The sequence below is a fragment of the Streptomyces exfoliatus genome, assembly GCF_000725545.1.
In the GTDB taxonomy this organism is placed as follows: Bacteria; Actinomycetota; Actinomycetes; order Streptomycetales; family Streptomycetaceae; genus Streptomyces; species Streptomyces exfoliatus.
The window spans coordinates 541,433-567,393 of record NZ_JNZP01000001.1 but is presented as its reverse complement, the minus strand read 5'-3'; the positions used below and the strand labels follow the sequence as shown (position 1 = coordinate 567,393).

The following is a 25,961-nucleotide window of genomic DNA, read 5'->3' as shown; positions in this document are numbered from 1 at the left end:
CTTTGAGCGCAGTCCACGGAGCCAACCCGCTCCGTGACGCCGCAGACCGACGGCTCCCGCGCATCGCGGGGCCGTCGGGCCTGGTGATCTTCGGCGTCACGGGCGATTTGTCCCGTAAGAAGCTGATGCCTGCCGTCTACGACCTGGCCAACCGCGGCCTCCTGCCGCCGGGCTTCTCGCTCATCGGCTTCGCCCGCCGCGAGTGGCAGGACGAGGACTTCGCGCAGGAGGTCTACGAAGCCGTCAAGCAGCACGCCCGCACGCCGTTCCGCGAGGAGGTGTGGCAGCAGCTGATCCAGGGGATGCGGTTCGTCCAGGGCGACTTCGACGACGACGACGCCTTCGAGAAGCTGAAGTCCACCGTCGAGGAGCTGGACAAGGCGCAGGGCACCGGCGGCAACTTCGCCTTCTACCTGTCCGTGCCGCCGAAGTTCTTCCCGCTCGTCGTCCGGCAGCTGAAGAAGCACGGCCTGGCCGACCAGAAGAACGGCTCCTGGCGCCGCGCGGTCATCGAGAAGCCCTTCGGGCACGACCTGGTCTCCGCGAAGGAGCTCAACGAGGTCGTCCACGAGGTCTTCCCGCCCGACGCGGTCTTCCGGATCGACCACTACCTCGGCAAGGAGACCGTCCAGAACATCCTGGCGCTCCGCTTCGCCAACACCCTCTTCGAGCCGATCTGGAACCGGTCGTACGTCGACCACGTGCAGATCACCATGGCCGAGGACATCGGCATCGGCGGCCGGGCCGGTTACTACGACGGCATCGGCGCCGCCCGTGACGTCATCCAGAACCACCTGCTCCAGCTGCTCGCGCTGACCGCGATGGAGGAGCCCGCCTCCTTCGACGCCGACGCGCTGGCCGCCGAGAAGACCAAGGTCCTCGGCGCGGTGAAGCTGCCCAAGGACCTGGGCGAGTCCACGGTCCGCGGTCAGTACGCGGCCGGGTGGCAGGGCGGCGCGAAGGCCGTCGGCTACCTCCAGGAAGACGGCATCGACCCCCAGTCGAAGACGGACACCTACGCGGCCGTCAAGCTGGAGATCGACAACCGCCGCTGGGCGGGCGTCCCCTTCTACCTGCGCACCGGCAAGCGCCTCGGCCGTCGCGTCACGGAGATCGCGGTCGTCTTCCAGCGCGCCCCGCACTCCCCCTTCGACCACACCGCGACCGAGGAACTCGGCCGCAACGCCATCGTGATCCGGGTGCAGCCCGACGAGGGCGTGACGGTGCGGTTCGGCTCCAAGGTGCCCGGCACCCAGATGGAGATCCGGGACGTGTCGATGGACTTCGCGTACGGCGAGTCCTTCACGGAGTCCAGCCCCGAGGCGTACGAGCGGCTCATCCTCGACGTCCTGCTCGGCGACTCGAACCTCTTCCCGCGCGTCGAGGAGGTCGAGCTGTCCTGGAAGATCCTCGACCCGATCGAGCAGTTCTGGGACAAGCACGGCAAGCCCGCGCAGTACCAGTCCGGGACCTGGGGTCCGGTCGAGGCGGACGAGATGCTCGCACGAGACGGACGGAGCTGGCGCCGGCCATGAAGACCGACCTGACGGACACCACGTCATCCAAGATCAACAAGGCGCTGGTGCTCGGGCGGCGGGCGATCGGCACGCCGGCCGTCGGCATGGTGCTCACCCTCGTCATCGTCACCGACGAGGAGAACGCCTACGACGCGCTGAAGGCGGCGAACGAGGCGTCCCGCGAGCACCCCTCGCGGACCCTCGTGGTCATCAAGCGGGTCTCGCGCTCGCCGCGGGACCGCGCCAAGGCACGGCTCGACGCCGAGGTCCGCCTCGGCGCCGACGCCAGCACCGGCGAGACGGTGGTGCTCCGGCTGTACGGCGAGGTCGTCGACCACGCCCAGTCGGTCGTGCTGCCGCTGCTCCTCCCGGACGCCCCCGTCGTCGTCTGGTGGCCGGTCAACGCGCCGACCGACCCGGCGAGCGACCCGCTGGGCGCCCTCGCCCAGCGCCGGGTGACCGACACGTACGCCGCCGAGCAGCCCATCCAGGAGCTGACCGCGCGCGCGGACCGCTACACCCCCGGCGACACGGACCTCTCGTGGACCCGGATCACCCCGTGGCGTTCGATGCTCGCCGCCGCGCTCGACCAGGTCGTGTGCGAGGTGACCTCCGCCGAGGTGGAGGGCGAGGAGTTCAACCCGAGCGTCGAACTGCTCGCGATGTGGCTGGCCGAGCGGTTGAAGGTGCCGGTGCGGCGCTCGAAGTCCGCGGGCCCCGGTCTGACGTCCGTACGGATGGAGACCAGCTCGGGACCGATCGTGCTCGACCGGCCCGACGGCTCGCTCGCGACGCTCTCCATCCAGGGACAGCCGGACCGCGGCGTGGCGCTCAAGCGCCGCGAGACGGCCGAGCTGATCGCGGAGGAGCTGCGCCGGCTCGACCCGGACGACACCTACGCGACGGCGCTCAAGTTCGGCATAGAACGGCTGGACGAGGAGGCGGCGACGCTCGCTCCCACGCCGGAGCAGGACGCCGTCACGGCACCGGCCGAGCCCGCCGCGGCCCCGGCCGAGCCCGTCGAGAAGCCCGCCGCGAAGAAGGCACCGGCCAAGAAGGCGGCGGCCAGGTGAGCACTCCCCAGCTGGTCGTCCACCGCGACAAGGAGCTGATGGCCGAGGCCGCCGCGGCCCGGCTGATCACGAAGATCGTGGACGCCCAGGCCGCCCGCGGCTCCGCCTCGGTCGTCCTGACCGGCGGACGCAACGGCAACGGCCTGCTCGCGGCGCTCGGCGCGGCGCCCGCGCGGGACGCGATCGACTGGTCGCGGCTCGACCTGTGGTGGGGCGACGAGCGTTACCTGCCCGAGGGAGACCCCGAGCGGAACGTGACCCAGGCCAGGGAGGCGCTGCTCGACCGGGTGCCGCTCGACCCGGCGCGGGTGCACGCCATGCCGGCCTCGGACGGGCCCTACGGCGCCGATGTCGACGCCGCCGCGGCCGCGTACGCGGCGGAGCTGGCCGCCGCCTCGGGTCCCGGCGACCACGGCGGGGTGCCGACCTTCGACGTCCTGATGCTGGGCGTCGGTCCCGACACCCATGTGGCCTCGCTCTTCCCCGAGCTGCCCGCGGTCCGCGAGACCGAGCGGACGGTGGTCGGCGTGCACGGCGCGCCCAAGCCGCCGCCGGTACGGGTCTCCCTGACCCTTCCGGCGATCCGGGCGGCCAAGGAGGTCTGGCTGCTCGCGGCCGGTGAGGACAAGGCGAAGGCGGCGGCCATCGCGCTGTCGGGCGCCGGCGAGGTGCAGGCCCCCGCGGCCGGTGCCTACGGCCGCTCGCGCACGCTGTGGCTGCTCGACGCGGCGGCGGCCTCGGAGCTGCCGCGGAGTCTGTATCCGCCGGCTTCGGCCTGACCGACGTATACGGAGGCCCGGTTCACCGTCAGGTGGACCGGGCCTCCGTCGTCGGTACGGGCTCCAGGAAGGGCGCGAGGAGGTCCGGTACGGCCCCGGCGGCGAAGGTCAGGCCCTGGCTCTGCCCGGCGTCGAGGATGTCGTACGCGCCCGCTCCGGCCGCCGTCGTGGCGGTGAGCGTCAGGACGCCGGCGCGCCGCTGGAAGTACGACTGCCTGACGGTCCAGCCGATGACACCGGAGCGCTGGAGGGCGACGGTGGCGCGCCGGACCGTCCCCGAACGGGTCACGAGGTAGGCGCCGCTGACGCCGTGTCCGAGGCCGCGGTACGCGTCGAGGGCGAACAGTACGGCGACCGGGGTGAGGACGACCGCGCAGCCGGCCGCCACGTACAGCAGGACCGGGGTGAGGAGGAGTCCGAGGGCGCCGAGGACGGCGACGGGGACGCCGACGGACCACAGGGCCCAGCGCAGCCGCCGGGTCCGGGCGGCGCGGGGGTGGCCGGCGAGCGGGGCCGCGGTCGGCGGCTCCGGCTCGCGCAGGACCTGGGCCGCGACGCGGTCGGCCGTCTCCCGGCCCACGGCCGGCAGCAGGGTCTTGAGGTCGGTGTGCCGGTCGTCGCCGCTCTCGGAGAGACCGGTGGCGACGGCGTCCACACGGGCGGCCCCGCACAGCCGGACCCCGAGCGGCTCGACCAGCTCTATCCCCCGCAGCCTGCGCTCCTCCAGGGAGACCGAACGGGTGGTGAAGAGGCCGCGGGAGACCCGCACGGTGCCGCCCGGCTCGCGCTCCAGCCGGTAGTTCCACCACATCTCGACCCAGAGGCCGAGGGCGCCGACGACCCCGGCGACGGTGGCGAGGAGGATCAGGTCCGCGATCATCCACGGGACGGAGACGTCCCGGAAGCGGTCCCCTATCCAGTCGATGACCTCTCCCTGGGCGCCGAACCACTCGCTGACCTGCATGACGGCTCCGGCCGCCGCGCCGCCGAGGGCGGGGGCGACGAAGGAGACGGGGGCGTAGCGGATCCAGCGCGGGTCGAGGACGGCCAGGGCGTTGTCGTGGTCCGGATCGTCGGGGGCGGTGGCGGTGACGCGGGCGAGCAGTTCGCGGCGGAGCCGCTCCCCCTCGGCCCGGGTGACCAGGTCGAGTTCGAGCGTGGACTCGCCGCCGGAGGTGTGCTCGCCGGTGCCGATGCGGAGCTTGACGAGGCCGAAGACGCGCTGGAGGGGGTTGGCGGTGAGATCGGCGCTGCGGACGCGCTCGCGGCCCAGCGAGCGACGCTGGACGACGAGGAGTCCGGTGTGGAGTTCGACGCGTTCGAGGCCGACACGGTAGCGGGTGCGGCGGTAGCGGACGGTCTCGGCGACGATGTCGGCGGCCAGGGCGAGGGCGAAGCCCGTGGCGACCCACGCGAAGGCCTGCCACAGGGGGCGCGACCCGGCGAGGCCGAACGCGACGGGCAGCGCCGCTCCGGCGAGGACGCCGGCGAAGAGGACGACGCGGACGAGGACGGTCCGGGGATCGAGCCGCAGCCAGGCCGTGTCCTGGTCCACCCTGTCGGCGCGGTCCACGCTCATGTGGCGTCCCCGGGGGTGGCCTGGGTGATGACGGTCAGCCGCTCGGCGAGACCGGCGGCCAGTTCGTGGTCGAGGCCCGCCATCCGGATCGCGCCCTTGGAGGAGGCGGTGGTCACCGTGACGGTGGCGAGCCGGAAGAGCTGCTCCAGCGGGCCCCGCGAGGTGTCGACGGTCTGGATGCGGGACATCGGCGCGATCCGCCATTCCTGCCAGAAGGCTCCCGTGCGGACGTAGACGGCGTCGCCGGTGACCTCCCAGCGGTGCACCCGGAACCACCAGGAGGGGAGGAACGCGGCGCAGCCGAGGCCCACGGCCGCCACGGCACCGGCCGCGATCAGCAGCCAGGACCTGGCGGGTCCGATGAGGGCGCCGAGGACGGCGAGGACCACCACCGGCACGGCGGTGGTCGCCAGGAGCCGGCTCCGCCACCAGGTGACGGCCCGCTCGTCCACGGCGTTCCTGGGCGGCCGCAGCCGCACCGCGTTCTCCCCCGTCATGCCTCTACCGTCCGCGCAGCGAGCGGTAGGTGGTCACGAGACCGGCGGTGGAGCTGTCGAGCTGTTCGCCTCCCTCGCCTTCGGTGAGGACCGGCTCGATCCGCTTGGCCAGGACCTTGCCGAGTTCGACGCCCCACTGGTCGAAGGAGTCGATGTTCCAGATCGCGCCCTGGACGAAGACCTTGTGCTCGTAGAGCGCGATCAGCTGGCCGAGGACGGAAGGGGTGAGTTTCTCGGCGAGGATCGTGGTGGTGGGGTGGTTCCCCTGGAAGGTCTTGTGCGGGACGAGCTCCTCGGGGACGCCCTCGGCCCGTACCTCCTCGGGCGTCTTGCCGAAGGCGAGCGCCTGGGTCTGGGCGAAGAAGTTGGCCATGAGCAGGTCGTGCTGGGCGACGAGGCCGGGCAGGAGGTCGGCGACGGGCCGGGCGAAGCCGATGAAGTCGGCCGGGATGACCTTGGTGCCCTGGTGGATCAACTGGTAGTACGCGTGCTGCCCGTTGGTGCCGGGGGTGCCCCAGACGACGGGTCCGGTCTGCCAGTCGACCGGCCTGCCCTCGCGGTCCACCGACTTGCCGTTGGACTCCATGTCGAGCTGCTGGAGGTAGGCGGTGAACTTCGACAGGTAGTGGGAGTACGGGAGTACGGCGTGCGACTGGGCGTCGAAGAAGGCGCCGTACCAGACGCCGAGGAGGCCGAGGAGCAGCGGCGCGTTCTCCTCGGGCGGGGCGGTGCGGAAGTGCTCGTCGACGAGGTGGAAGCCGTCGAGCATCTCGCGGAAGCGCTCCGGGCCGATGGCGATCATCACGGAGAGGCCGATGGCGGAGTCGTAGGAGTAGCGGCCGCCGACCCAGTCCCAGAACTCGAACATGTTCGTGGTGTCGATGCCGAACTCCTCGACCTTCTCGGCGTTGGTCGAGAGGGCGACGAAGTGCTTGGCGACGGCCTCCTGGCCGGCGCGGAGGCCGGTGAGGAGCCAGTCGCGGGCGGAGGTGGCGTTGGTGATCGTCTCGATGGTGGTGAAGGTCTTCGAGGCGACGATGAACAGCGTCTCGGCGGGGTCGAGGTCGCGGACGGCCTCGTGGAGGTCGGCGCCGTCGACGTTGGAGACGAAACGGAGCGTCAGGTCCCGCTGGGTGTAGGAGCGCAGGACCTCGTAGGCCATGGCGGGGCCGAGGTCGGAGCCGCCGATGCCGATGTTGACGATGTTCTTGATCGGCCTGCCGGTGTGGCCGGTCCACTCGCCGGCGCGGACCTTGTCGGCGAACGCGGCCATCCTGTCGAGGACGGCGTGGACGCCGGGGACGACGTTCTCCCCGTCGACCTCGACCACGGCGTCACGGGGCGCGCGGAGCGCGGTGTGGAGGACGGCGCGGTCCTCGGTGGTGTTGATCTTCTCGCCGCGGAACATGGCGTCGCGCAGCTCGGCCACGCCGGTGGCGGCGGCCAGTTCGCGCAGCAGCGTCAGCGTCTCGTCGGTGACGAGGTGCTTGGAGTAGTCCAGGTGGAGGTCGCCTACCCGGAGGGTGTGGCCGGTGCCCCGCTCGGGGTCGGCGGCGAACAGGTCGCGCAGGTGGGTCTCGCCCAGCTGCTCACGGTGCTTGCCGAGGGCCGCCCACTCGGGCAGCCGGTTGAGCCTGGTGCGGCCTTCGTTGTTCATCTCGGACATCGCCCACTTCTTCTCGTACTGCTTGTCTGCCCCGCTGCGTCTCCAAACCTAATTGATCAGGGGGGCCGACGACGCGACGGCGAGGCGCGAACGGCAGGGTCGTGAGGAGAGCGGTGGTGCACGGTCGCCGGGAACGCCGGGAACGCCGGGAAACACAGAACGGGCCTTGCCCGCGAACTGGGTTCGCGGGCAAGGCCCGTTCGTCACACCGTCACACCACGCTCAGATCTCGCCCCGCAGCTTGGCGAGGGCTTCGGCGAGGATCGCCTCGCCGTCCGCGTCGCTGCGTCGTTCACGCACGTACGCGAGGTGGGTCTTGTACGGCTCCGTGCGCGGCGGGTCCGGCGGGTTGTCCCGGTCCTGACCTGCCGGGAAGCCGCAGCGAGGGCAGTCCCAGGTCTCCGGGATCGCCGCGTCGCTGGCGAAGCTCGGCTGCGTCTCGTGCCCGTTCGAGCACCAGAAGGAGATGCGGGCGCGCGGCGCCGATTCGCCCCGCTCGGCCTCGCCCATCGGCCCCGCTCCGACCCGGCTTCCCCGGATCGCGTTGCCACTTGCCACGGTCGTAACTCCCTGCGTGATGGTGCTCGAAGATGCCCCAGTCTACGTAAGGCCCAACGCGCGTCCAGTGTTCGGAGTTACCCGTCCAACTTCATCAGGAGACCAAGTACCACAATGCAGGCGAACCAGAGCAGACCGACCACGACGGTGATCCGGTCCAGGTTGCGCTCGGCGACCGAGGAGCCACCGACGGACGACTGCATGCCGCCACCGAACATGTCGGAGAGACCGCCGCCCTTTCCCTTGTGCATCAGTACGAGCAGCATCAGCAGCCCGCTGAAGACGAGCAGGGCGATCGAGAACCCCATAACCACGGCTGGACCAACTTCCTCGGACTTATACGGACGGGGGCCGGGCACCTGCCCGACCCCCGCTAGGGTACGACGTAACTCCGCTACCGCATACTCACTGGTCGCGGAAGCGCACGATCTTGACGAACTCGTCGGCGTCCAGCGCCGCGCCGCCCACCAGGGCGCCGTCGACGTCCGGCTGCGCCATGATCGCGGCCACGTTGCCGGCCTTGACCGAGCCGCCGTACTGGATGCGGACCTTGTCGGCCAGCTCCTGCGAGTACAGCTCCGCGAGGCGCCCGCGGATCGCGCCGCAGACCTCCTGCGCGTCCTCGGGGGTGGCGACCTCGCCGGTGCCGATGGCCCACACCGGCTCGTACGCGATCACGATGGTCTCGGCCTGCTCGGCCGGGACGTCCTTCAGACCGCCGTCGAGCTGGGCGAGGGTGTACTCGACCTGCTGTCCGGCCTTGCGGATGTCCAGGCCCTCGCCGACGCAGAGGATCGGGGTCACGCCGTGCTTGAAGGCGGCCTTCACCTTGGCGTTGCAGACCTCGTCGTTCTCGGCGTGGTACTGGCGGCGCTCGGAGTGGCCGACGGCCACGTAGGCGCACTTGAACTTGGCCAGCATCGAGCCCGAGATCTCACCGGTGTAGGCACCGGAGTCGTGCGCCGAGAGGTCCTGGGCGCCGTACTTGATCTTCAGCTTGTCGCCGTCGACCAGGGTCTGTACGGACCGCAGGTCGGTGAAGGGGACCAGGACCGCGACCTCACAGGCGTCGTAGTCCTTGTCGGTCAGGGCGAAGGCGAGCTTCTGGACGTGGGCGATGGCCTCGAGGTGGTTGAGGTTCATCTTCCAGTTGCCCGCCATCAGCGGGGTGCGGGTGCTCATGTGTGGGTCAGTCCTCCAGTGCGACGAGGCCGGGGAGCTGCTTGCCCTCGAGGTACTCGAGGGAGGCGCCGCCGCCGGTAGAGATGTGGCCGAACTTCGTCTCGTCGAAGCCCAGGATGCGGACGGCGGCGGCGGAGTCGCCACCGCCCACCACGGTGAAGGCCGGGGAGTCGAGGAGCGCCTGGGCGACGGCCTTGGTGCCCTCGGCGTAGGCGGGGTGCTCGAAGACGCCCATCGGACCGTTCCAGAAGACGGTGCCGGCGTCGGCGAGCTTCGAGGCGTAGAGCTTACGGGTCTCCGGACCGATGTCCAGGCCCTCCTCGTCCGCCGGGATGGCGTCCGCGGCGACCGTGGTGGGGTGGGCCGGGGCCTTGGTCTTCAGGTCAGGGAACTCGGACGAGACCAGGACGTCGACGGGGAGCACGAACTCCACGCCGCGCTCCTTGGCCCGCTTCAAGTAGTCCAGGACCGCCGGGATCTGGTCCTCCTGGAGCAGCGAGATGCCGACCTCGTGGCCCTGGGCCTTGAGGAAGGTGTACGCCATGCCGCCGCCGATGAGGATGCGGTCGGCCTTCTCCAGGAGGTGGTCGATGACCCCGAGCTTGTCGGAGACCTTGGCGCCGCCGAGCGCGACCACGTAGGGCCGCTGGACGTCGTCCGTGAGCTTCTTCAGGACGCCGACCTCGGTGGCGATGAGGTAGCCGGCGGCGTGCGGGAGGCGCGCCGGGAGGTCGAAGACCGAGGCGTGCTTGCGGTGCACGGCGCCGAAGCCGTCGCCGACGTAGACGTCGGCGAGGGTGGCAAGACGGTCCGCGAAGGCGCCGCGCTCGGCGTCGTCCTTCGAGGTCTCGCCGGCGTTGAACCGGAGGTTCTCGATCACGGCGACCTGGCCGTCGGAGAGGCCGGCGACGGTGGCGGTGGCGGAGTCGCCGACCGTGTCCGTCGCGAAGGCCACCTCGGCGCCGAGCAGCTCGCCGAGGCGGGCGGCGGCCGGTGCGAGCGAGAACGCCGGGTCCGGGGCGCCCTTCGGGCGGCCCAGGTGTGAGGCGACCACGACGCGGGCGCCCGCGTCGGCGAGCGCCTTGACCGTGGGGACGACGGCGCGGATGCGGCCGTCGTCGGTGATGGTGGTGCCGTCGAGCGGCACGTTGAGGTCGGCGCGGACGAACACCCGCTTGCCGGAGACGCCTTCGGCGAGAAGCTCGTCGATCGTCTTCATCTGTCACAGACTCCTTGGTACGCGGTGGAGCACACAAACAGGGCTCGTACAGCGCGGCGTTGCGCTGCCCGAGCCCTGCTCACATCGAAAGCCCGCCCTGAAGCTTAGAGCTGGCCGCCGACGAAGACGGTGAGGTCGACGAGACGGTTGGAGTAGCCCCACTCGTTGTCGTACCAGCCGAGGATCTTGACCGTGTTGCCCTCCTGGACCATGGTCAGGGAGGCGTCGAAGGTGCAGGACGCCGGGTCGCTGACGATGTCGGAGGAGACGATCGGGTCCTCGGTGTAGACCAGGACGCCCTTGAGGTCGCCGTCCTCGGAGGCCTTCTTGAACGCGGCGTTGACCTCGTCCTTGGTGACCTCGCGGTCGAGGGTGACGACGAGGTCGGTGGCGGAACCGGTCGGGACCGGGACGCGCATGGCGATGCCGTCGAGCTTGCCCTTGAGCTGCGGGAGGACCAGCGCGGTGGCCTTGGCGGCACCCGTCGTGGTCGGGATGATGTTCTCCGCGGCGGCGCGGGCGCGGCGCAGGTCCTTGTGCGGGAAGTCCAGGATGCGCTGGTCGTTGGTGTACGCGTGGACCGTCGTCATCAGGCCCTTGACGATGCCGAAGTTCTCGTCGAGGACCTTCGCCATCGGCGCGACACAGTTCGTCGTGCAGGAGGCGTTGGAGATGACGTGGTGCTTGGCCGCGTCGTACTTGTCCTGGTTGACGCCCATGACGATGGTGATGTCCTCGTCGCTGGCCGGAGCCGAGATGAGGACCTTCTTGGCGCCGCCGGCGATGTGCTTCTCGGCGTCGGCCTTCTTGGTGAAGATGCCGGTCGACTCGATGACGATGTCGACGCCCAGCTCACCCCAGGGGATGTCGGCAGGGTTGCGCTCGGAGAGCACCTTGATGGTGCGGCCGTCGACGGTGATGGTGTCGGCGGTGTGGGTGACCTCGGCCTTGAGGCGCCCCAGGATGGTGTCGTACTTCAGCAGGTGCGCGGTGGTCGCGGTGTCACCCAGGTCGTTGACGGCCACGATCTCGATGTCAGCACCCTGATCAAGGAGCGCGCGGAAGTAGTTCCGGCCGATGCGGCCAAAGCCGTTGATGCCTACGCGGATCGTCACGAACCGATCTCCTCGTTAGGTACGCCGGTGTGCTCGACGCCGGCGAGATTTTTGTTTTTAGGGATGTCCCCGACCGCTTACGACCCTACCTCTCCAGGGAGCCGGGAGTGACATCCAGCGCATCCGGACGAGCCCGGAAAGTGAGGGTGGGGGGCCGACGGCCCGTACCTACCGGCGGGTACGGGCCGTCGTGGGACCTTTGTCCCGACTACTCTCCGTCAGCGGCGGAGCACCCCGAGGGCGCTGCGGACGAGTCGTGCCCGGTCCGCCGCACCGGGCACGTGCTCCAGGCCGTAGCCGAGGAGGACGGTGTCACGGGTGGTGACGGCGGCCTGCGAGTGGAAGAGCGCCGCGGAGCGCGTCCAGTCGGCGCCGTTGCCGGGGCTGCCGTCCGGAGCGCCCGGTACGGTCCACGCGCCGAGGGCGGTCTCGAAGCCCTCCGCCTCCGTGGTGGTCCCGGTGACGAGGCGGGTGTCGTCGACGAACGCGCCCATCTCGCCCGTACCGGGGTCGGAGACGTACGAGATCGACAGCTCGACCTGCTTGCCCGCCCAGGCGCTCAGGTCGACGGAGGCCTGCCGCCAGCCGTTGGAGGGGCCGGTGAAGGCGTTCCAGGAGCCGGTGGTGCCGGTCGCCGCGCAGCCGTCCTCGCCGACGGTGAGGTAGTGGGCGAGGAAGGGGTGGCCACGGACGTAGTAGCCCTCGCCGCAGTCGGCCGGGGGCTCGGCGGAGGTGCCGCCGTTGCTGTCGGGCAGGGTCGTCCAGTCGTCCTGGCCGACGGTGTGGGCCTCGACGACGAGGTTGTCGTAACCGGGCTCGGTGTCGTAGCTGACCTGGAAGTCCAGGCGCGGGGCGGCGCCGGCCGCGACGCCGGTGAGGTCGACGGTCCTGCTGAGCCGCGCCCAGGTGTTGTCGGCGTGCTTGACGGCGGCGAAGGACGTGCCCTCGGCGGGCTCGAAGGGCATGCGGATGCCCGGGTAGTCACCGGCCGAGGCGCTGCTCGCGAACTGCGGGAACTCCCCGGGCGGCAGCGTGTCCGAGGTGACGGTGTACGCGCCGGCGTGGTCGAGCGGGTTGTCGGCGGCGCCGGCGAGGCTCGCGCCGGCGCCCGCGAGGGCTCCGGTGCCCGCGAAGGCCGGGGGGTTCTTGAGGCCCGCGCGGTGGTAGGCGCCGAGGTAGTACTGGGCGAAGTCGTTGGACTCGGCCCGGCCGATCCGGGTCAGGCCGCCGGACTTCTCACCGGCGTTGATCAGCTTGCCGCCCTCGTTGAGGTAGGCCCGCACGGCGAGCTGGGTGGTGCCGGAGGGCGCCTCGGCGCCGGTGTACCAGACGACCGTACGGAAGTGGGACAGGATGCCGAGGGCGTCGGGGGTGCCCTGTGTGGCGACGTCCCAGACGGCGGCCCTGCGGCCGTTGTCGGCGAGCGCCTTCACGTACGCGGCGGTGTGCCGGGCGGCGGTGGTGCCGCCCTCCTCCGCGAGGACGAGCACGTCGCCGCGGGGGCGCTCGGCCACCTTGTAGGTGAAGGGGGCGGAGGCGGTGGTCCGGCCCTCGCGGGTGCGGGCGGTGAACCAGACCTCGACGGAGTCGCCGGTCCTGGCGCCCTCGACCTCGGCGCGGTACTCGTCGAAGTAGAGGTTGTCCTCGCCGCCGAAGGTCTCGCCGCCCTTCCAGGCGTCGAGCTCCTCGCTGTGGGTGCGGCCGCCGTTGATCCGGTACTTCAGGGTCTTGCCGCGCAGGGACTTGCGGGCGGTGACGGCGACCTCCTGCTCCTCGCCGCGGGCGTAGGAGGTGGTGAAGGTCTTCGGGGTGAAGTCGGGGGCGTCGATGCCGACCGGGGAGACGGGCCGGTCCGGGTGGGCGGCGGTCTCGGCGACGGCGAGCGCGAAGGGGATGTTCTTGGCGAACTCGGCCTGGATCAGCTTCTCGTCGTCCGGGAAGGTGAAGACGGACGCGCAGTCGGCCGGGTTCCAGGCGTCGTTCGGGTCGACCCGGGAGGCGGTGGCGCAGGTCGACATCTCCGGGGTGAACATCTGCATCCCGTTGACGTTGGCGGCGTGTCCGTCCGCCTCGCCGTTGGTGATGTAGAGCTCCGAGGAGACCTGCGGCCGGTAACCGGGCACCGCCGGGTTCTGCGGGGTGCCGGCGAGGGCCTTGAGGGCCACGTCGTCGGGGGTGTCCGTGGCGACCTGCCAGCCGACGCCGTACAGGATGAGCTGGGCGGCCGAGTGGTAGTTGATGCCGTACGCGAAGCCGATCCGCTTCTGGAAGGCGTCGAGGGCCTTGGTCTCGGGCTCCGACATGGGGCCCGTGCCGCGGAAGGTCTCGTCGGCCGGGTCGGGCGACGAACCCTCGTTGTCGTAGCCCCACTTGTAGGCGAAGTTGCGGTTGAGGTCGACGCCGTCGCCGGGGGCGATCTTCCCGTCGCCGTCGTTGTCGCGGAGGTTCTTGCGCCACTGACGGTTCGCGGGGGCGGCGTGCGTGAAGTCGTAGCCGTCCGGGTTGGCGGAGAGCACGAACCACAGCTCGGTGGTGTCGACGATCCGGGTGATCCGCTCGTCCTTGCCGTAGCCGTCGAGGTAGTGGTGGAGCAGCCGCCGGGTCATCTCCGGGGTGATCCACTCGCGTGCGTGCTGGTTGGACAGGTACAGCGTGGCGGGCTTGGTGCCGTCCTTGACCCGCTGGGCGCCCTTGCTGACCTTGACGGCGAGGATGTCCTGGCCCTTGAGGCTCTTGCCGATGGAGACGACCTTGGTGATGCCGGGGTTGGCCCGGGCGGTGTCCCGGATCTCCTGCTCGAGCCCGCCCGGGCCGCTGTACGGGCGGAAGACCCCGTCTCCCGCGGCGGCCACCCGCCGCTCGGCCTGGGCGGTCAGGCTGTGCCGGGCGAGTTCGACGCCCTGGCCGCGCAGGTGTCCGGCCTGCCGGCCGGTGAGGAAGAGCTCGACCGTCGCGGAACCCTTGTCGGGGACCTGTTCGGTCATCTCGTGGGCGTCCGCACCGGCTTCCAGGAGCAGCGGGACCTGCTCCTTGGTGACTTCGGCACGCCATACGGAGAAGGCGTCGCCGCCGTCCCGGTCGTCGGGCTGCGCTCCGGCGACGGGTGCCGCCGCCATGCCCGCGATCAGCAGTGAAGCCGCGGCGAGGATCGATCTCGCTCTGCGTCTCATGAGCCCCCCTTGCTGTTGTCTGCCCCGAAGGTGAACAGACGCCAGGCTCATGGGCACCCATGGGCCTGTCAAGGGTGCCTCGCGGCGGTACGAAAAAGCTGCCGGTGCCTCAGAAGGGCACCGGCAGCTCGGAGTTCGAGGTTCCGTTCGGGGCGGAACGGCTCAGCCGACGAGGCTGTCGTCGAGCTCCTCCGTCAGGTTGGACTCGGTCCCGGGGATGCCCAGGTCCTGCGCCCGCTTGTCGGCCATGGCGAGCAGCCGGCGGATCCGGCCGGCCACCGCGTCCTTCGTCAGCGGCGGGTCGGCGAGCGCGCCCAGCTCCTCCAGGGAGGCCTGCTTGTGCTCCATGCGGAGCCGGCCGGCCGCGGCGAGGTGCTCGGGCACCTCCTCGCCGAGGATCTCCAGGGCGCGCTGCACCCGGGCCCCTGCGGCGACCGCCGCGCGGGCCGAGCGGCGCAGGTTGGCGTCGTCGAAGTTGGCCAGGCGGTTGGCCGTGGCGCGGACCTCGCGCCGCATCCGCCGCTCCTCCCAGGCGAGCACCGACTCGTGCGCGCCGAGCCGGGTGAGGAGGGCGCCGATCGCGTCGCCGTCACGGACGACGACCCGGTCCACACCCCGTACCTCGCGGGCCTTCGCCGCGATGGAGAGCCGGCGGGCCGCGCCGACGAGGGCGAGCGCCGCCTCGGGACCCGGGCAGGTGACCTCCAGGGAGGAGGACCGGCCGGGCTCGGTCAGGGAGCCGTGCGCGAGGAACGCGCCGCGCCAGGCCGCCTCCGCGTCACAGGTCGCGCCGGAGACCACCTGCGGGGGGAGGCCCCGGATGGGGCGGCCTCGGCCGTCCACGAGACCCGTCTGCCGGGCCAGCTGGTCGCCGCCCGCCACCACCCGCACGACGAAGCGCGAGCCGCGCCGCAGGCCGCCGGGGGCCATCACGATCAGCTCCGAGCTGTGCCCGAAGATCTCCATGATGTCCCGCTTGAGGCGGCGCGCCGCCATCGCCGTGTCCAGCTCCGCCTCGATCACGATGCGGCCGCTCACCAGGTGCAGCCCGCCCGCGAACCGCAGGATCGACGAGACCTCTGCCTTCCTGCAGCAGGTCCGGGTGACGGGAAGCCGGGAGATCTCGTCCTTCACCGCTGCCGTCATCGCCATGGGCCGATCCTTCCATGCATCCGAAAAATACGGTCGTACGCGGCGGCCAACAGCTCCGGGTCATGCTTCGCGGAGCCGTCGGGCCCGGCCACCGGCGCCAGCTCGACCGCGGCACCGAGCCGCTTGGCGGCATCGGAGAGGGACTCGCGATCGGGCACGGCGGCCTCGTCGGCCAGCACCACGTCCAGGGCGAGTTTAGGGGCGTGTCGTCCCAAAACCTCCAAATGACGCTGCGGGGAGAAGCCCTCGGTTTCTCCGGGCTGCGGCGCGAGGTTCAGCGACAGCACCTTCCGGGCCTTCGTCGTGGCCAGGGCGTCGAGCAGTTCGGGCACGAGGAGGTGCGGGATCACCGAGGAGAACCACGAGCCGGGACCGAGCACCACCCAGTCCGCGTCCAGGACCGCCTCGACCGCCTCCGGCACAGCCGGCGGGTCGTGCGGCACGAGGTGCACGGACTGCACCTCGCCGGGGGTGAGCGCCACGGTCGCCTGACCGCACACGGTGTCCACGTCGTCCGGCCGCTCCGGGTCATGGCCCCTGACCAGGGCCTGGAGCTCCAGGGGTACGGCGGACATGGGCAGCACCCGGCCCTGGGCGCCGAGCAGCCGGCCCACCAGGTCCAGGGCCTGCACGGGGTCGCCGAGCTGCTCCCAGAGGGCGACGATCAGCAGGTTGCCGACGGCGTGGCCGTTGATCTCGCCCTTGGACTGGAAACGGTGCTGGATGACCCTGGCCCAGGTCTGGCCCCAGTCGTCGTCGCCGCAGAGCGCGGCGAGCGCCTTGCGGAGGTCTCCCGGGGGCAGCACGCCCAGCTCCTCCCGGAGCCGGCCGCTGGAGCCGCCGTCGTCGGCGACGGTGACGACGGCGGTGAGGTCGCCGGTGATCCGGCGGAGGGCGGCGAGGGAGGCCGAGAGGCCCATGCCGCCGCCCAGCGCGACCACCTTGGGCTGGGCGCCGCGCCTGCGGAGCGTGCGCCGCGCCGTGAGGGTGGAGGCGCGCCGTCGGTACGGCTTCACTCGCGCCCCATGTCCCGGTGGACGACCACGGTCTCGACGCCTTCGGCGGCGATGCGGGCGGCGAGGCGCTCGGCGGTGGCCACGGAGCGGTGCTTGCCGCCGGTGCAGCCCACGGCGATGGTCACGTACCGCTTGCCCTCGCGGCGGTAGCCCGCGGCGATCAGCTGGAGCAGCTCCGTGTAGCGGTCGAGGAACTCCTTGGCGCCGGGCTGGTTGTAGACGTAGTTCGACACCTCCTCGTTGAGGCCGGTGAAGGGGCGCAGCTCGGGGACCCAGTGCGGGTTCGGCAGGAAGCGCATGTCGACGACGAGGTCGGCGTCGACCGGCAGGCCGTATTTGAAGCCGAAGGACATCACGGTGGCCCGCAGCTCGGGCTCCTCGTCGCCGGCGAACTGGGCGTCCATCTTGGCGCGCAGCTCGTGGACGTTGAGGCTGGAGGTGTCGATCACCAGGTCGGCGTCGCCGCGCAGCTCGCGCAGCAGGTCGCGCTCGGCGGCGATGCCGTCGGTGATCCGCCCGTCGCCCTGGAGCGGGTGGGGCCTGCGGACCGACTCGAAGCGCCGGACCAGGGCGTCGTCGGACGACTCCAGGAAGACGATGCGGCGGGTGACCTGCTTGGCGTCCAGGTCGGCGAGGGACTCCCTGAGGTTGTCGAAGAACTGCCGGCCGCGGACGTCCACGACGACGGCGATCCGGGCGACGTTGCCCTGGGAGCGGGCTCCGAGTTCCACCATGGTGGGGATCAGCGCGGGCGGGAGGTTGTCCACGACGAACCAGCCGAGGTCCTCCAGGCACTTCGCCGCGGTGGACCGGCCCGCTCCGGACATGCCGGAGATGATCACCAGTTCGGGGATGGCCGCCTCGGCGCCGTTGTCGCCGGGGGTCTCCTTCGTGCCCGTACTCACGTCTCCTGCTCCGCCTTCCCTGTCATGCTGGTCCTGCGCGTCCTGCTCATCGTGCCGGTCCTGCTGCTCGTGCGCGGTCATGCCGTGCCGCCCCCGTCGTCGTCCATGATCTCTCCTGTCGCCGTGTTCACGGCGGGTGCGGCCGGGGCCGCCTGGGCGAGGGCCACGACGACCGCTTCCGCGGTCTTCCGGCCCATGCCGGGAACTTCGCAGATCTGCTCGATTGTCGCCTGCCGGAGCCGCTTCACCGAGCCGAAATGCTTGATCAACGCGCGTTTCCGGGTGTCACCCAGACCGGGGACCTCGTCGAGAGGGCTGGTCCGGATGCGTTTCGTCCGCTTGGACCGCTGGTAGCGGATGGCGAAGTCGTGAGCCGTGTCACGTACGCGCTGAAGGAGGTACAGGCCCTCGCTGGAGCGGGGCAGCACGACCGGGTCGTCGTCGCCGGGCAGCCAGACCTCCTCGAGACGCTTGGCGAGCCCGCAGACCGCGATGTCATCGATGCCCAGCTCGTCCAGGGCCCGCCGGGCGGCGGCGACCTGCGGCTGCCCGCCGTCGACCACCACGAGCTGCGGCGGGTACGCGAAGCGCTTGGGCCGCCCGGTCTCCTCCGGGTCCTCGACCACGCCCTCCGGATCCCACTCCCCCGTCCTCTCCTTCTCGGCGAGATAGCGCCGGAAGCGGCGGCCGATCACCTCGTGCATGGACCGGACGTCGTCCTGCCCCTCGAAGCCCTTGATCTGGAAGCGGCGGTACTCGCTCTTGCGGGGCAGTCCGTCCTCGAAGACCACCATCGAGGCGACCACGTCCTCGCCCTGGAGGTGCGAGATGTCGAAGCACTCGATCCGCAGCGGCGCCGACTCCAGGTCCAGGGCCTCGGCGATCTCCTCCAGGGCCCGGGAGCGGGTGGTCAGATCGCTGGCGCGCTTCGTCTTGTGCAGCACGAGCGCCTGCTGGGCGTTGCGCGCGACCGTCGTCATGAGGTCCTTCTTGTCGCCGCGCTGCGGGATCCGCAGCGAGACGTTCGACCCGCGGCGGCCTGTGAGCCAGGCGGTGACGGCCTCCGCGTCCTCGGGCAGCGCCGGGACCAGGACCTCCTTGGGGACCGCGTCGCCGCTCTCCTCGCCGTACAGCTGCTGCAGCGCGTGCTCGACGAGGCCGGCCGTGTCGACGGCCTCGACCTTGTCGGTGACCCAGCCGCGCTGGCCGCGGACGCGTCCGCCGCGCACGTGGAAGATCTGCACCGCGGCCTCCAGCTCGTCCTCCGCGAGGGCGATCAGGTCGGCGTCGGTGGCGTCGGCGAGCACGACCGCGCTCTTCTCCATGGCCCGGCGCAGCGCCTCTATGTCGTCGCGCAGCCGACCGGCCTTCTCGTACTCCATGTCCTCGGCGGCCAGCATCATCTGCTTCTCGAGACGGCGGATGTAGGTCCCGGTACGGCCGGCCATGAAGTCGCTGAACTCCTCGGCGAGTTCGCGGTGCTCCTCGGGGGTGACCCGGCCGACGCAGGGGGCCGAGCACTTGCCGATGTAGCCGAGGAGGCAGGGGCGGCCGGCCGAGGCCGCGTTCCGGAAGACGCCCGCCGAGCAGGTGCGGACGGGGAAGACCCGCAGCATCAGGTCGACGGTCTCGCGGATCGCCCACGCGTGCGCGTACGGCCCGAAGTAGCGCACGCCCTTCTTCTTGTGGCCGCGCATGACCTGGACGCGCGGGAACTCCTCGTTCATGGTGACCGCGAGGTACGGGTAGCTCTTGTCGTCCCGGTACTTCACGTTGAACCGGGGGTCGTACTCCTTGATCCAGGAGTACTCCAGCTGCAGCGCCTCGACCTCGGTCGACACGACGGTCCACTCGACGGAGGCGGCGGTGGTCACCATGGTGGCCGTGCGCGGGTGCAGGCTCGCGAGCGGCTGGAAGTAGTTGGCGAGCCGCTGGCGCAGGGACTTCGCCTTCCCCACGTAGATCACGCGGCGGTGCTCGTCGCGGAACTTGTAGACCCCCGGGGAGTCGGGGATCTGACCCGGCTTGGGGCGGTAGCTGGAGGGGTCTGCCATGCTCCCCACCCTACTGGCGGGCACCGACACCCCTGCCTCGCACAACCCGACCACCGGCCGGCGGTCGCCCCTCGCGCGGGTGACTGCCGGCCGGTGGCGCGGGGCCCGGTCGCTCAGGCCTCCGTGGTGCTCCGGGTACGGCTCCGGAGGAGCACCGTGCCCGTAAGGGCGAGGGCCAGGAGCGCGCCCGCACCCGCCGCCGCGGAGGCGCCCGTGAGGGCGGCCTCGTCGTGTGCGGCGGCCGTACGGGACGCGGGCCCGGGTGCCGCGGCCTGCGGGGCGTACCCGCCGGCCGCGCCCTTCGCCGCGTACGCCGAACCCGGCAGCTTGTCGCCGTACGCGCGGGCGACCCTGTCCCGGTACGCGGTGAGGCTCGTCCCGTTCCGGCCGACGGCCCGTATCGCGTCCTCGTCGAGCGGGAGCACCTTCGTGCCCTTCTGCACGTACCAGGCGTCGATCTGCGGCTCGCGGAAGACGAGGCCGCCGGGCAGCAGACGCCCGCCCTGTTCCGCGAAGCGGATCTCGTCGTCGCCGGTCGCGATGTTCACCACCTGCCAGCCTCCGGCCCCCTTCACCGTCCAGAGCGAGGCCTTCTGCCCGTCCGGCGCCACGGCGCGGCTCGCGCGGAACTCGGTCCGGGCGACCGGGGCACCCGCCTTCCCCGCGACGAAGTCCGGGGAGAGGATCCGTACCGGGACGGACCCTCCCTCGACGCGCGGCGCGGCCGCCGAGCGGGCGGCGGCCCCGTCCCGGGCGAAGAACCGGGCCAGGGTGTCCAGGGTGCCGGGCGCCGAGGCGGCCAGTTCGGGGGTCGGCGCGGGCGGCGGTCCCCCGGCGGCGGCCGCCGGGAGCGTCCCGAGGAGGACGAGGGTCGCGGCGGCCAGGAGGCCGGCACCCGTGGCACGAGCGTTCATCGTCGTCACGCCCCGATCCGGTAGAGCGAGTGGGTCCAGGAGAACGACTCGTTGTCGACGTACCAGGCGTGCGAGGCCCAGTTGTAGCGGTTGCTGGAGGGCCAGGGGTCGCCCCAGTAGACCCAGCTGCCGGAGTCGTCGTAGCCGTACAGCACGTGCATGTGACCGCCGCCGCCCGCCCACTGGATGCGGGTCTCGACGGGCCGGTTCGCGTTGATCTCGGTCTGCACGGTCGAGTAGCGCAGCCAGCCGTCGACGTACGAGCCGGGGTTGATCCCGGCCCAGCGCAGGCCGGTCTGGACGTTGCCGAGCGTGGCCTGCCAGTTGGGGCAGTCGTAGCCCTGCCGGCGGTCGAAGGCGGCGTTGCAGAACTGGTTCTGGCTGTGGTTCCGGCCGAACCAGGTGGCGATGGTGTTGCCGCCCGCCGCCCAGCACCAGTTGGTCTTCTGCTGGGCCTGCATGGTGATGTTCAGCCGGTGGGAGCCGAGGACGGCGGTGTCGTCGACGGGGGCCGCCGAGGCCGAGGTGGTGGGGACGAGGAAGAGGGCGGCCGCGGCGAGTGCCGCGAGGTTCAGCTTTCTTCTGCGCATCGCGTTCCTCCCTGGAGTGGGGGGTGGGGATGGGGTGGAGGAGCGCGTCCGGACGCTGGTCAGGAGCATCGGCCGTTGTCCTGATCTGGTCAACACGCTTCAATGCGGGGTGACATCGGGCTGTGAACGGTGTGGCCCGGGTGTGAACGGACACCCTCGGCCCACCTGCCCGCCCGCCCCTCGCGGCGCACCGGTCCGCGCCCCCGTCGTGAATGTTCACCGAGGAGCCCTCGTGAGCCACACCGAGGCCGATCTGCTGCGGCTGCTGCACACCGGCCCCTTCCATCTGGCGCTGCGCACCGCGCTCGCCGTGCGCGGGCTGCCGCTCCAGCGGGTCCAGCACCATCTCGCCCACCGCGGGGTCAAGGTCGGGGTGACGAGTCTGAGCTACTGGCAGCAGGGCGCCCGCCGCCCGCAGCGGCCGGAGTCCCTCAAAGCGGTCCGCGCCCTGGAGGAGGTGCTCCAGCTCCCCGGGAACTCACTGCTGCGGTTGCTCGCGGAGGACGCGGTCGCGCGCGCCGAGGCGGAGCGTCCGGCGGCCCGCTCGTACCGCTCCCTCGTGGAGGCGTCCGGCTCGGTCGAGGAGCTGCTCGCCGAGCTCGAGACGCCGACGGACGGCGGACTGCACACCGTCGGGCACCACGAGCGGGTGCGGATCGGGGCGGGGCGGGAGCTGGTGGGGCGCGAATCGCAGCACGTGGTGCGGGCGCACCGGGACGGCGTGGACCGCTATCTCGCCATCCACCACGGGGACCCCGGCTGCGACCCGTCGCGGGTGGCGGTGCGGGCGGTGGAGAACTGCAGGACCGGGCGGGTGCGGTGGCACGCCGGGACGGGGGTGCTCGTCGCGGAGCTGCTCTTCGACGTGCGGCTGCGGGCCGGGGACACGTACCTCTTCTCGTACGGCTTCGAGGACGGTACGGCGGGGCCGAGCCGGGAGTACGTGCGCGGGTTCAGCTTCGCGGGCGGGCAGTACGTGCTGCAGGTGCGCTTCGACGAGGCGGCGCTTCCGCTGCGGTGCCGGAGGTTCGCGCAGGCCTCGACGGGCGCGCCGCGCGGGGGCCGTGCGGAGCTGACCCTGAGCGGCCGGCACCGCACGGTGCATGTCGTGGAGCAGGGGGTGCGCCCGGGGATCCTGGGGATCGACTGGGACTGGACGTAGCGCGCCTGGCGGGAGCCTGCGAACCGTGCGGCCCGGGCTCAGGCCTTGGGGGTCGTCGCCTCGGGTCCGGCGATCAGCTTGCCGTTCTCGACGCGGACCGCGACCTCGGGGAGCGGGACGGTGGCCGGGCCCTTGAGCGCCTTGCCGGTCGTCACGTCGAAGCGGCTGCCGTGGCAGGGGCAGTTGCCCTCGTTGTTCTCGATCTTGTCGAGGACGCAGCCGGCGTGGGTGCACTGGGCGCTGAACGCCTTGTACTGGCCCTTGGCCGGGCAGCTCACCAGGACCCGCTGCTCGCGGTAGAGCTTGGCGCCGCCGACCGGGACCTCGTCCGGGGCGCCGAGGGTGACCGGGGCGGTCGGGGTCGGCACCTGGGCGTGGCCGAGGTTGGACTCGGTGGAGCAGGCGGTGACTCCCAGCCCGGCGGCACCGGCGAGGGCGGCGCCTTTCAGTACGGTGCGGCGGCTGGACTGGCCGGACATGGGCGCTCCACGGTGGATCGGGGCAAGGCGTGACCGAACCGACGATACCGGCGGCGGCGGGCAGGCTTGAGGCAGGGCCCCCGGTGGGGGCCCTGCCTCGGACGTCAGGCCTTGCGGGCCCGGGTCGTCGCCTTCTTGGCCGCGGCCTTCGTGGCGGTCGCCTTCGCGGCCGTCTTCCTGGCGGGCGCGGCCGCCTTGGTGGCGGTCGCGTCCGCGGCGGTCGCCTTCTTGGCCGGGGCCTTCTTGGCCGGGGCCTTCTTCGCCGCCGTCCTCTTCGCCGCCGTCTTCGCGCCCCGGGCCGCGGGAACGGTCGCTCCGGCGTCGCTGATCCGGTCCGCGCCGAGGACCTCGCGGAGGAACTTGCCGGTGTGGCTGGTGGAGACCGAGGCGACCTCCTCCGGGGTGCCCTCGGCGACGACCAGGCCGCCGCCGTTGCCGCCCTCGGGGCCCATGTCGATGACCCAGTCGGCGGTCTTGATGACATCGAGGTTGTGCTCGATGACGATCACCGAGTTGCCCTTGTCGACCAGTCCGGACAGCACCTTGATCAGCTTCGAGATGTCCTCGAAGTGCAGACCGGTGGTCGGCTCGTCCAGGACGTAGACCGTGCGGCCCGTCGAGCGCTTCTGGAGCTCGGAGGCGAGCTTCACGCGCTGCGCCTCACCGCCGGAGAGCGTCGGCGCCGACTGGCCGAGCCGGACGTAACCGAGGCCGACCTCGTTGAGCGTCCGCAGGTGGCGGGCGATGGTCGGGACGGCCTCGAAGAAGTCCAGCGCCTCCTCGATCGGCATGTTCAGGACTTCGGCGATGGACTTGCCCTTGTAGTGGACCTCCAGGGTCTCCCGGTTGTACCGGTCGCCGTGGCAGACCTCGCACGGGACGTAGACGTCCGGGAGGAAGTTCATCTCGATCTTGATCGTGCCGTCGCCGGAGCAGTTCTCGCAGCGGCCGCCCTTGACGTTGAAGGAGAACCGGCCGGGCAGGTACCCCCGGACCTTGGCCTCCATCGTCTCGGCGAAGAGCTTGCGGACGTGGTCGAAGACGCCGGTGTAGGTCGCCGGGTTCGACCGGGGGGTGCGGCCGATCGGGGACTGGTCAACGTGCACGACCTTGTCGACGAGGTCGTCGCCGTCCACGCGCGTGTGCCGCCCGGGCACCGACTTGGCGCCGTTCAGCTCGCGCGCCAGGTGCGTGTAGAGGATGTCGTTGACCAGGGTCGACTTGCCGGATCCGGAGACGCCGGTGACGGCGGTGAGGACGCCCAGCGGGAAGGAGACGTCGATGTCCCGCAGGTTGTTCTCGCGGGCCCCGTGCACGGTGAGCCGGCGCCCGGGGTCCACCGGGCGGCGGATGTCCGGGGTGAGGATCGACCGGCGGCCGGACAGGTACTGCCCGGTCATGGACTCCTCGTTGGCGAGGAGCTCCTTCAGGGTGCCGGTGTGGACGACCTTGCCGCCGTGCTCGCCGGCGCCGGGGCCGATGTCGACGATCCAGTCGGCGACCTTGATGGTGTCCTCGTCGTGCTCGACGACGATGAGCGTGTTGCCCATGTCGCGGAGGCGTACGAGGGTCTCGATGAGCCGGTGGTTGTCGCGCTGGTGGAGGCCGATGGACGGCTCGTCGAGCACGTACAGCACGCCGACGAGGCCGGAGCCGATCTGGGTGGCGAGCCGGATGCGCTGGGCCTCGCCGCCGGACAGGGTGCCCGCGGCGCGGTTGAGCGAGAGGTAGTCGAGGCCGACGTCGACGAGGAAGCGCAGCCGCTCGTTGACCTCCTTGAGGACCCGCTCGGCGATCTTCTTGTCCCGCGCGTTGAGCGTCAGGCGGCCGAGGAACTCGGCGCAGTCGCTGATCGACATGGCGGAGACCTCGGCGATGGACCTGTCCATCACCGTGACCGCGAGCACGATCGGCTTCAGCCGGGTGCCCTCGCAGGTGGGGCAGGGCACCTCGCGCATGTAGCCCTCGAAGCGCTCGCGGCTGGAGTCGCTCTCGGCCTCGGTGTGGCGCCGCTTGACGAAGGAGACGGCGCCCTCGAAGGCCGGGGTGGTGTACGCCCGCTCGCGCCCGTACCGGTTGCGGTAGCGGACCTCGACCTGGGTCTTGTGGCCGTGCATCAGGGCCTTCTTGGCGCGCTGCGGCAGTCCCGCGTACGGGATGTCCGTGCGGAAGCCGAGGGCCTGGGAGAGACCGCCGATGAGCCGGCCGAAGTACTCCTTGGTGTGGCCGTGCGACCAGGGGTGGATGGCGCCCTCGTCGAGCGACTTGTCCTCGTCGGGGACGATCAGCTCGGGGTCGACCTCCATGCGGGTGCCGATGCCGGTGCAGTCGGGGCAGGCGCCGAAGGGCGAGTTGAAGGAGAAGGAGCGCGGCTCCAGCTCCTCGAAGGACAGGTCGTCGTACGGGCAGTAGAGGTGCTCCGAGTACATCCGCTCGCGCTCGGGGTCGTCCTCCGCGAGGTCGACGAAGTCGAGCACGACCATGCCGCCGGAGAGTCCGAGCGCCGTCTCGACGGAGTCGGTGAGACGGCGCTTGGCGCCGTCCTTCACGGTGAGGCGGTCGACGACCACCTCGATCGTGTGCTTCTCCTGCTTCTTCAGGGTCGGCGGCTCGCTCAGCTGCACGGTCACCCCGTCGACCCGGGCACGGCTGTAGCCCTTGGTCTGGAGGTCGGCGAAGAGGTCGACGAACTCGCCCTTCCGCTCGCGGACGAGCGGGGAGAGCACCTGGAAACGGCTGCCCTCGGGGAGCTCCAGGACCCTGTCGACGATGGCCTGCGGCGACTGGCGGGAGATGGGCCGGCGGCACTCGGGACAGTGCGGCTTGCCGATGCGGGCGAAGAGCAGGCGGAGGTAGTCGTAGACCTCCGTGATGGTGCCGACCGTCGAGCGCGGGTTGCGCGAGGTCGACTTCTGGTCGATGGAGACGGCGGGCGACAGACCTTCGATGAAGTCGACGTCCGGCTTGTCCATCTGGCCGAGGAACTGCCGGGCGTACGAGGAGAGCGACTCGACGTAGCGGCGCTGCCCCTCGGCGAAGATCGTGTCGAACGCGAGGGAGGACTTGCCCGACCCCGAGAGCCCGGTGAAGACGATCAGGGAGTCACGCGGGAGGTCGAGCGAGACGTTCTTGAGGTTGTGCTCACGAGCGCCACGGACGATGAGACGGTCGGCCACGCCGGTCCGCACCTTTCTTCAGAGAGCGAATGTCTTCAGAGCTGAAGTCTTCGGAGCAGAGGTGTCTGCACACCCAACACTTCAAGGATGCCGGATGCTTCCCTCGAGCTTATAGCACGCACATTCGATTTCCGGTCTTCCGGAGACCGCTTCACCCG

At 71.3% G+C, this 25,961-nt stretch carries 21 protein-coding genes; 4 read left to right on the top strand and 17 right to left on the bottom strand.

What is annotated here, in order from left to right:
* Positions 1-2 precede the first annotated feature (2 nt).
* The 3 genes from zwf to pgl are packed head-to-tail and all read left to right on the top strand — an operon-like array spanning position 3 to position 3,369.
* Positions 3-1,535 carry a glucose-6-phosphate dehydrogenase gene (zwf, locus tag IO20_RS0102575; RefSeq protein ID WP_030547077.1) on the top strand — a complete coding sequence of 511 codons (1,533 nt, stop codon included), beginning with the start codon at positions 3-5 and terminating at the stop codon, positions 1,533-1,535.
* Positions 1,532-2,590 carry a glucose-6-phosphate dehydrogenase assembly protein OpcA gene (opcA, locus tag IO20_RS0102570; protein ID WP_030547079.1) on the top strand — a complete coding sequence of 353 codons (1,059 nt, stop codon included), beginning with the start codon at positions 1,532-1,534 and terminating at the stop codon, positions 2,588-2,590. The genes zwf and opcA overlap by 4 nt, the downstream gene beginning before the upstream one ends.
* Positions 2,587-3,369 carry a 6-phosphogluconolactonase gene (gene pgl / locus IO20_RS0102565; RefSeq protein WP_030547082.1) on the top strand — a complete coding sequence of 261 codons (783 nt, stop codon included), beginning with the start codon at positions 2,587-2,589 and terminating at the stop codon, positions 3,367-3,369. Before opcA ends, pgl begins: the two co-directional genes overlap by 4 nt.
* 28 nt (positions 3,370-3,397) lie before the next feature.
* Here the strand turns inward: pgl and IO20_RS0102560 are convergent, their stop codons facing one another.
* From IO20_RS0102560 to IO20_RS0102490, 15 genes are all read right to left on the bottom strand, one after another.
* Positions 3,398-4,948, bottom strand: a complete 1,551-nt coding sequence (locus tag IO20_RS0102560) for a PH domain-containing protein (RefSeq protein ID WP_051874306.1) — start codon at positions 4,946-4,948, stop codon at positions 3,398-3,400.
* Positions 4,945-5,445, bottom strand: coding sequence for a PH domain-containing protein (locus IO20_RS0102555; protein ID WP_030547087.1), 501 nt, complete (start codon positions 5,443-5,445; stop codon positions 4,945-4,947). The genes IO20_RS0102560 and IO20_RS0102555 overlap by 4 nt, the downstream gene beginning before the upstream one ends.
* Positions 5,446-5,449: 4 nt before the next feature.
* Positions 5,450-7,102, bottom strand: a complete 1,653-nt coding sequence (gene pgi / locus IO20_RS0102550) for a glucose-6-phosphate isomerase (protein ID WP_030547088.1) — start codon at positions 7,100-7,102, stop codon at positions 5,450-5,452.
* Positions 7,103-7,333: 231 nt separating this feature from the next.
* Positions 7,334-7,669: an RNA polymerase-binding protein RbpA gene (locus IO20_RS0102545; RefSeq protein WP_071891222.1), complete on the bottom strand. Its 336-nt coding sequence runs from the start codon at positions 7,667-7,669 to the stop codon at positions 7,334-7,336.
* 77 nt (positions 7,670-7,746) lie between these two features.
* A complete protein-coding gene (gene secG / locus IO20_RS0102540) occupies positions 7,747-7,977 on the bottom strand; it encodes a preprotein translocase subunit SecG (protein WP_024758014.1) in 231 nt (76 codons plus the stop codon).
* A 97-nt stretch (positions 7,978-8,074) separates the two neighbouring features.
* Positions 8,075-8,851, bottom strand: coding sequence for a triose-phosphate isomerase (gene tpiA, locus IO20_RS0102535; protein ID WP_030547093.1), 777 nt, complete (start codon positions 8,849-8,851; stop codon positions 8,075-8,077).
* 7 nt (positions 8,852-8,858) lie between these two features.
* Positions 8,859-10,070 carry a phosphoglycerate kinase gene (locus tag IO20_RS0102530; protein WP_030547095.1) on the bottom strand — a complete coding sequence of 404 codons (1,212 nt, stop codon included), beginning with the start codon at positions 10,068-10,070 and terminating at the stop codon, positions 8,859-8,861.
* Positions 10,071-10,174: 104 nt separating this feature from the next.
* Positions 10,175-11,185 (bottom strand): type I glyceraldehyde-3-phosphate dehydrogenase, encoded by a 1,011-nt coding sequence (gene gap, locus IO20_RS0102525; protein WP_030205989.1) that lies wholly within the window; start codon positions 11,183-11,185, stop codon positions 10,175-10,177.
* Between the two features lie 218 nt (positions 11,186-11,403).
* The gene (locus IO20_RS0102520) at positions 11,404-14,355 is read right to left on the bottom strand and encodes a M14 family metallopeptidase (RefSeq protein WP_030547098.1); all 2,952 of its coding nucleotides are present in this window, start codon (positions 14,353-14,355) and stop codon (positions 11,404-11,406) included.
* Between the two features lie 162 nt (positions 14,356-14,517).
* Positions 14,518-15,507, bottom strand: a complete 990-nt coding sequence (gene whiA / locus IO20_RS0102515) for a DNA-binding protein WhiA (RefSeq protein ID WP_030205996.1) — start codon at positions 15,505-15,507, stop codon at positions 14,518-14,520.
* Positions 15,498-16,523 (bottom strand): gluconeogenesis factor YvcK family protein, encoded by a 1,026-nt coding sequence (locus tag IO20_RS0102510; protein WP_030205999.1) that lies wholly within the window; start codon positions 16,521-16,523, stop codon positions 15,498-15,500. Before IO20_RS0102510 ends, whiA begins: the two co-directional genes overlap by 10 nt.
* The gene (gene rapZ / locus IO20_RS0102505) at positions 16,520-17,509 is read right to left on the bottom strand and encodes an RNase adapter RapZ (protein WP_030547101.1); all 990 of its coding nucleotides are present in this window, start codon (positions 17,507-17,509) and stop codon (positions 16,520-16,522) included. Before rapZ ends, IO20_RS0102510 begins: the two co-directional genes overlap by 4 nt.
* Positions 17,506-19,482, bottom strand: a complete 1,977-nt coding sequence (gene uvrC, locus IO20_RS0102500) for an excinuclease ABC subunit UvrC (RefSeq protein WP_030547103.1) — start codon at positions 19,480-19,482, stop codon at positions 17,506-17,508. The genes rapZ and uvrC overlap by 4 nt, the downstream gene beginning before the upstream one ends.
* Positions 19,483-19,595: 113 nt before the next feature.
* The gene (locus IO20_RS0102495) at positions 19,596-20,396 is read right to left on the bottom strand and encodes a hypothetical protein (RefSeq protein WP_030547105.1); all 801 of its coding nucleotides are present in this window, start codon (positions 20,394-20,396) and stop codon (positions 19,596-19,598) included.
* Between the two features lie 5 nt (positions 20,397-20,401).
* A complete protein-coding gene (locus tag IO20_RS0102490) occupies positions 20,402-20,986 on the bottom strand; it encodes a papain-like cysteine protease family protein (protein ID WP_030547107.1) in 585 nt (194 codons plus the stop codon).
* Positions 20,987-21,218: 232 nt separating this feature from the next.
* Here IO20_RS0102490 and IO20_RS0102485 point away from each other — a divergent pair, with 232 nt between their 5' ends.
* Positions 21,219-22,148, top strand: a complete 930-nt coding sequence (locus tag IO20_RS0102485; RefSeq protein WP_030206013.1) for a hypothetical protein — start codon at positions 21,219-21,221, stop codon at positions 22,146-22,148.
* Between the two features lie 38 nt (positions 22,149-22,186).
* Here IO20_RS0102485 and IO20_RS0102480 read toward each other — a convergent pair whose 3' ends face one another.
* Complete coding sequence (locus IO20_RS0102480) at positions 22,187-22,627, bottom strand: Rieske (2Fe-2S) protein (protein ID WP_030547108.1); 441 nt, start codon at positions 22,625-22,627, stop codon at positions 22,187-22,189.
* A gap of 104 nt (positions 22,628-22,731) precedes the next feature.
* Positions 22,732-25,803: an excinuclease ABC subunit UvrA gene (gene uvrA / locus IO20_RS0102475; RefSeq protein ID WP_030547109.1), complete on the bottom strand. Its 3,072-nt coding sequence runs from the start codon at positions 25,801-25,803 to the stop codon at positions 22,732-22,734.
* Between the last annotated feature and the right edge of the window lie 158 nt (positions 25,804-25,961).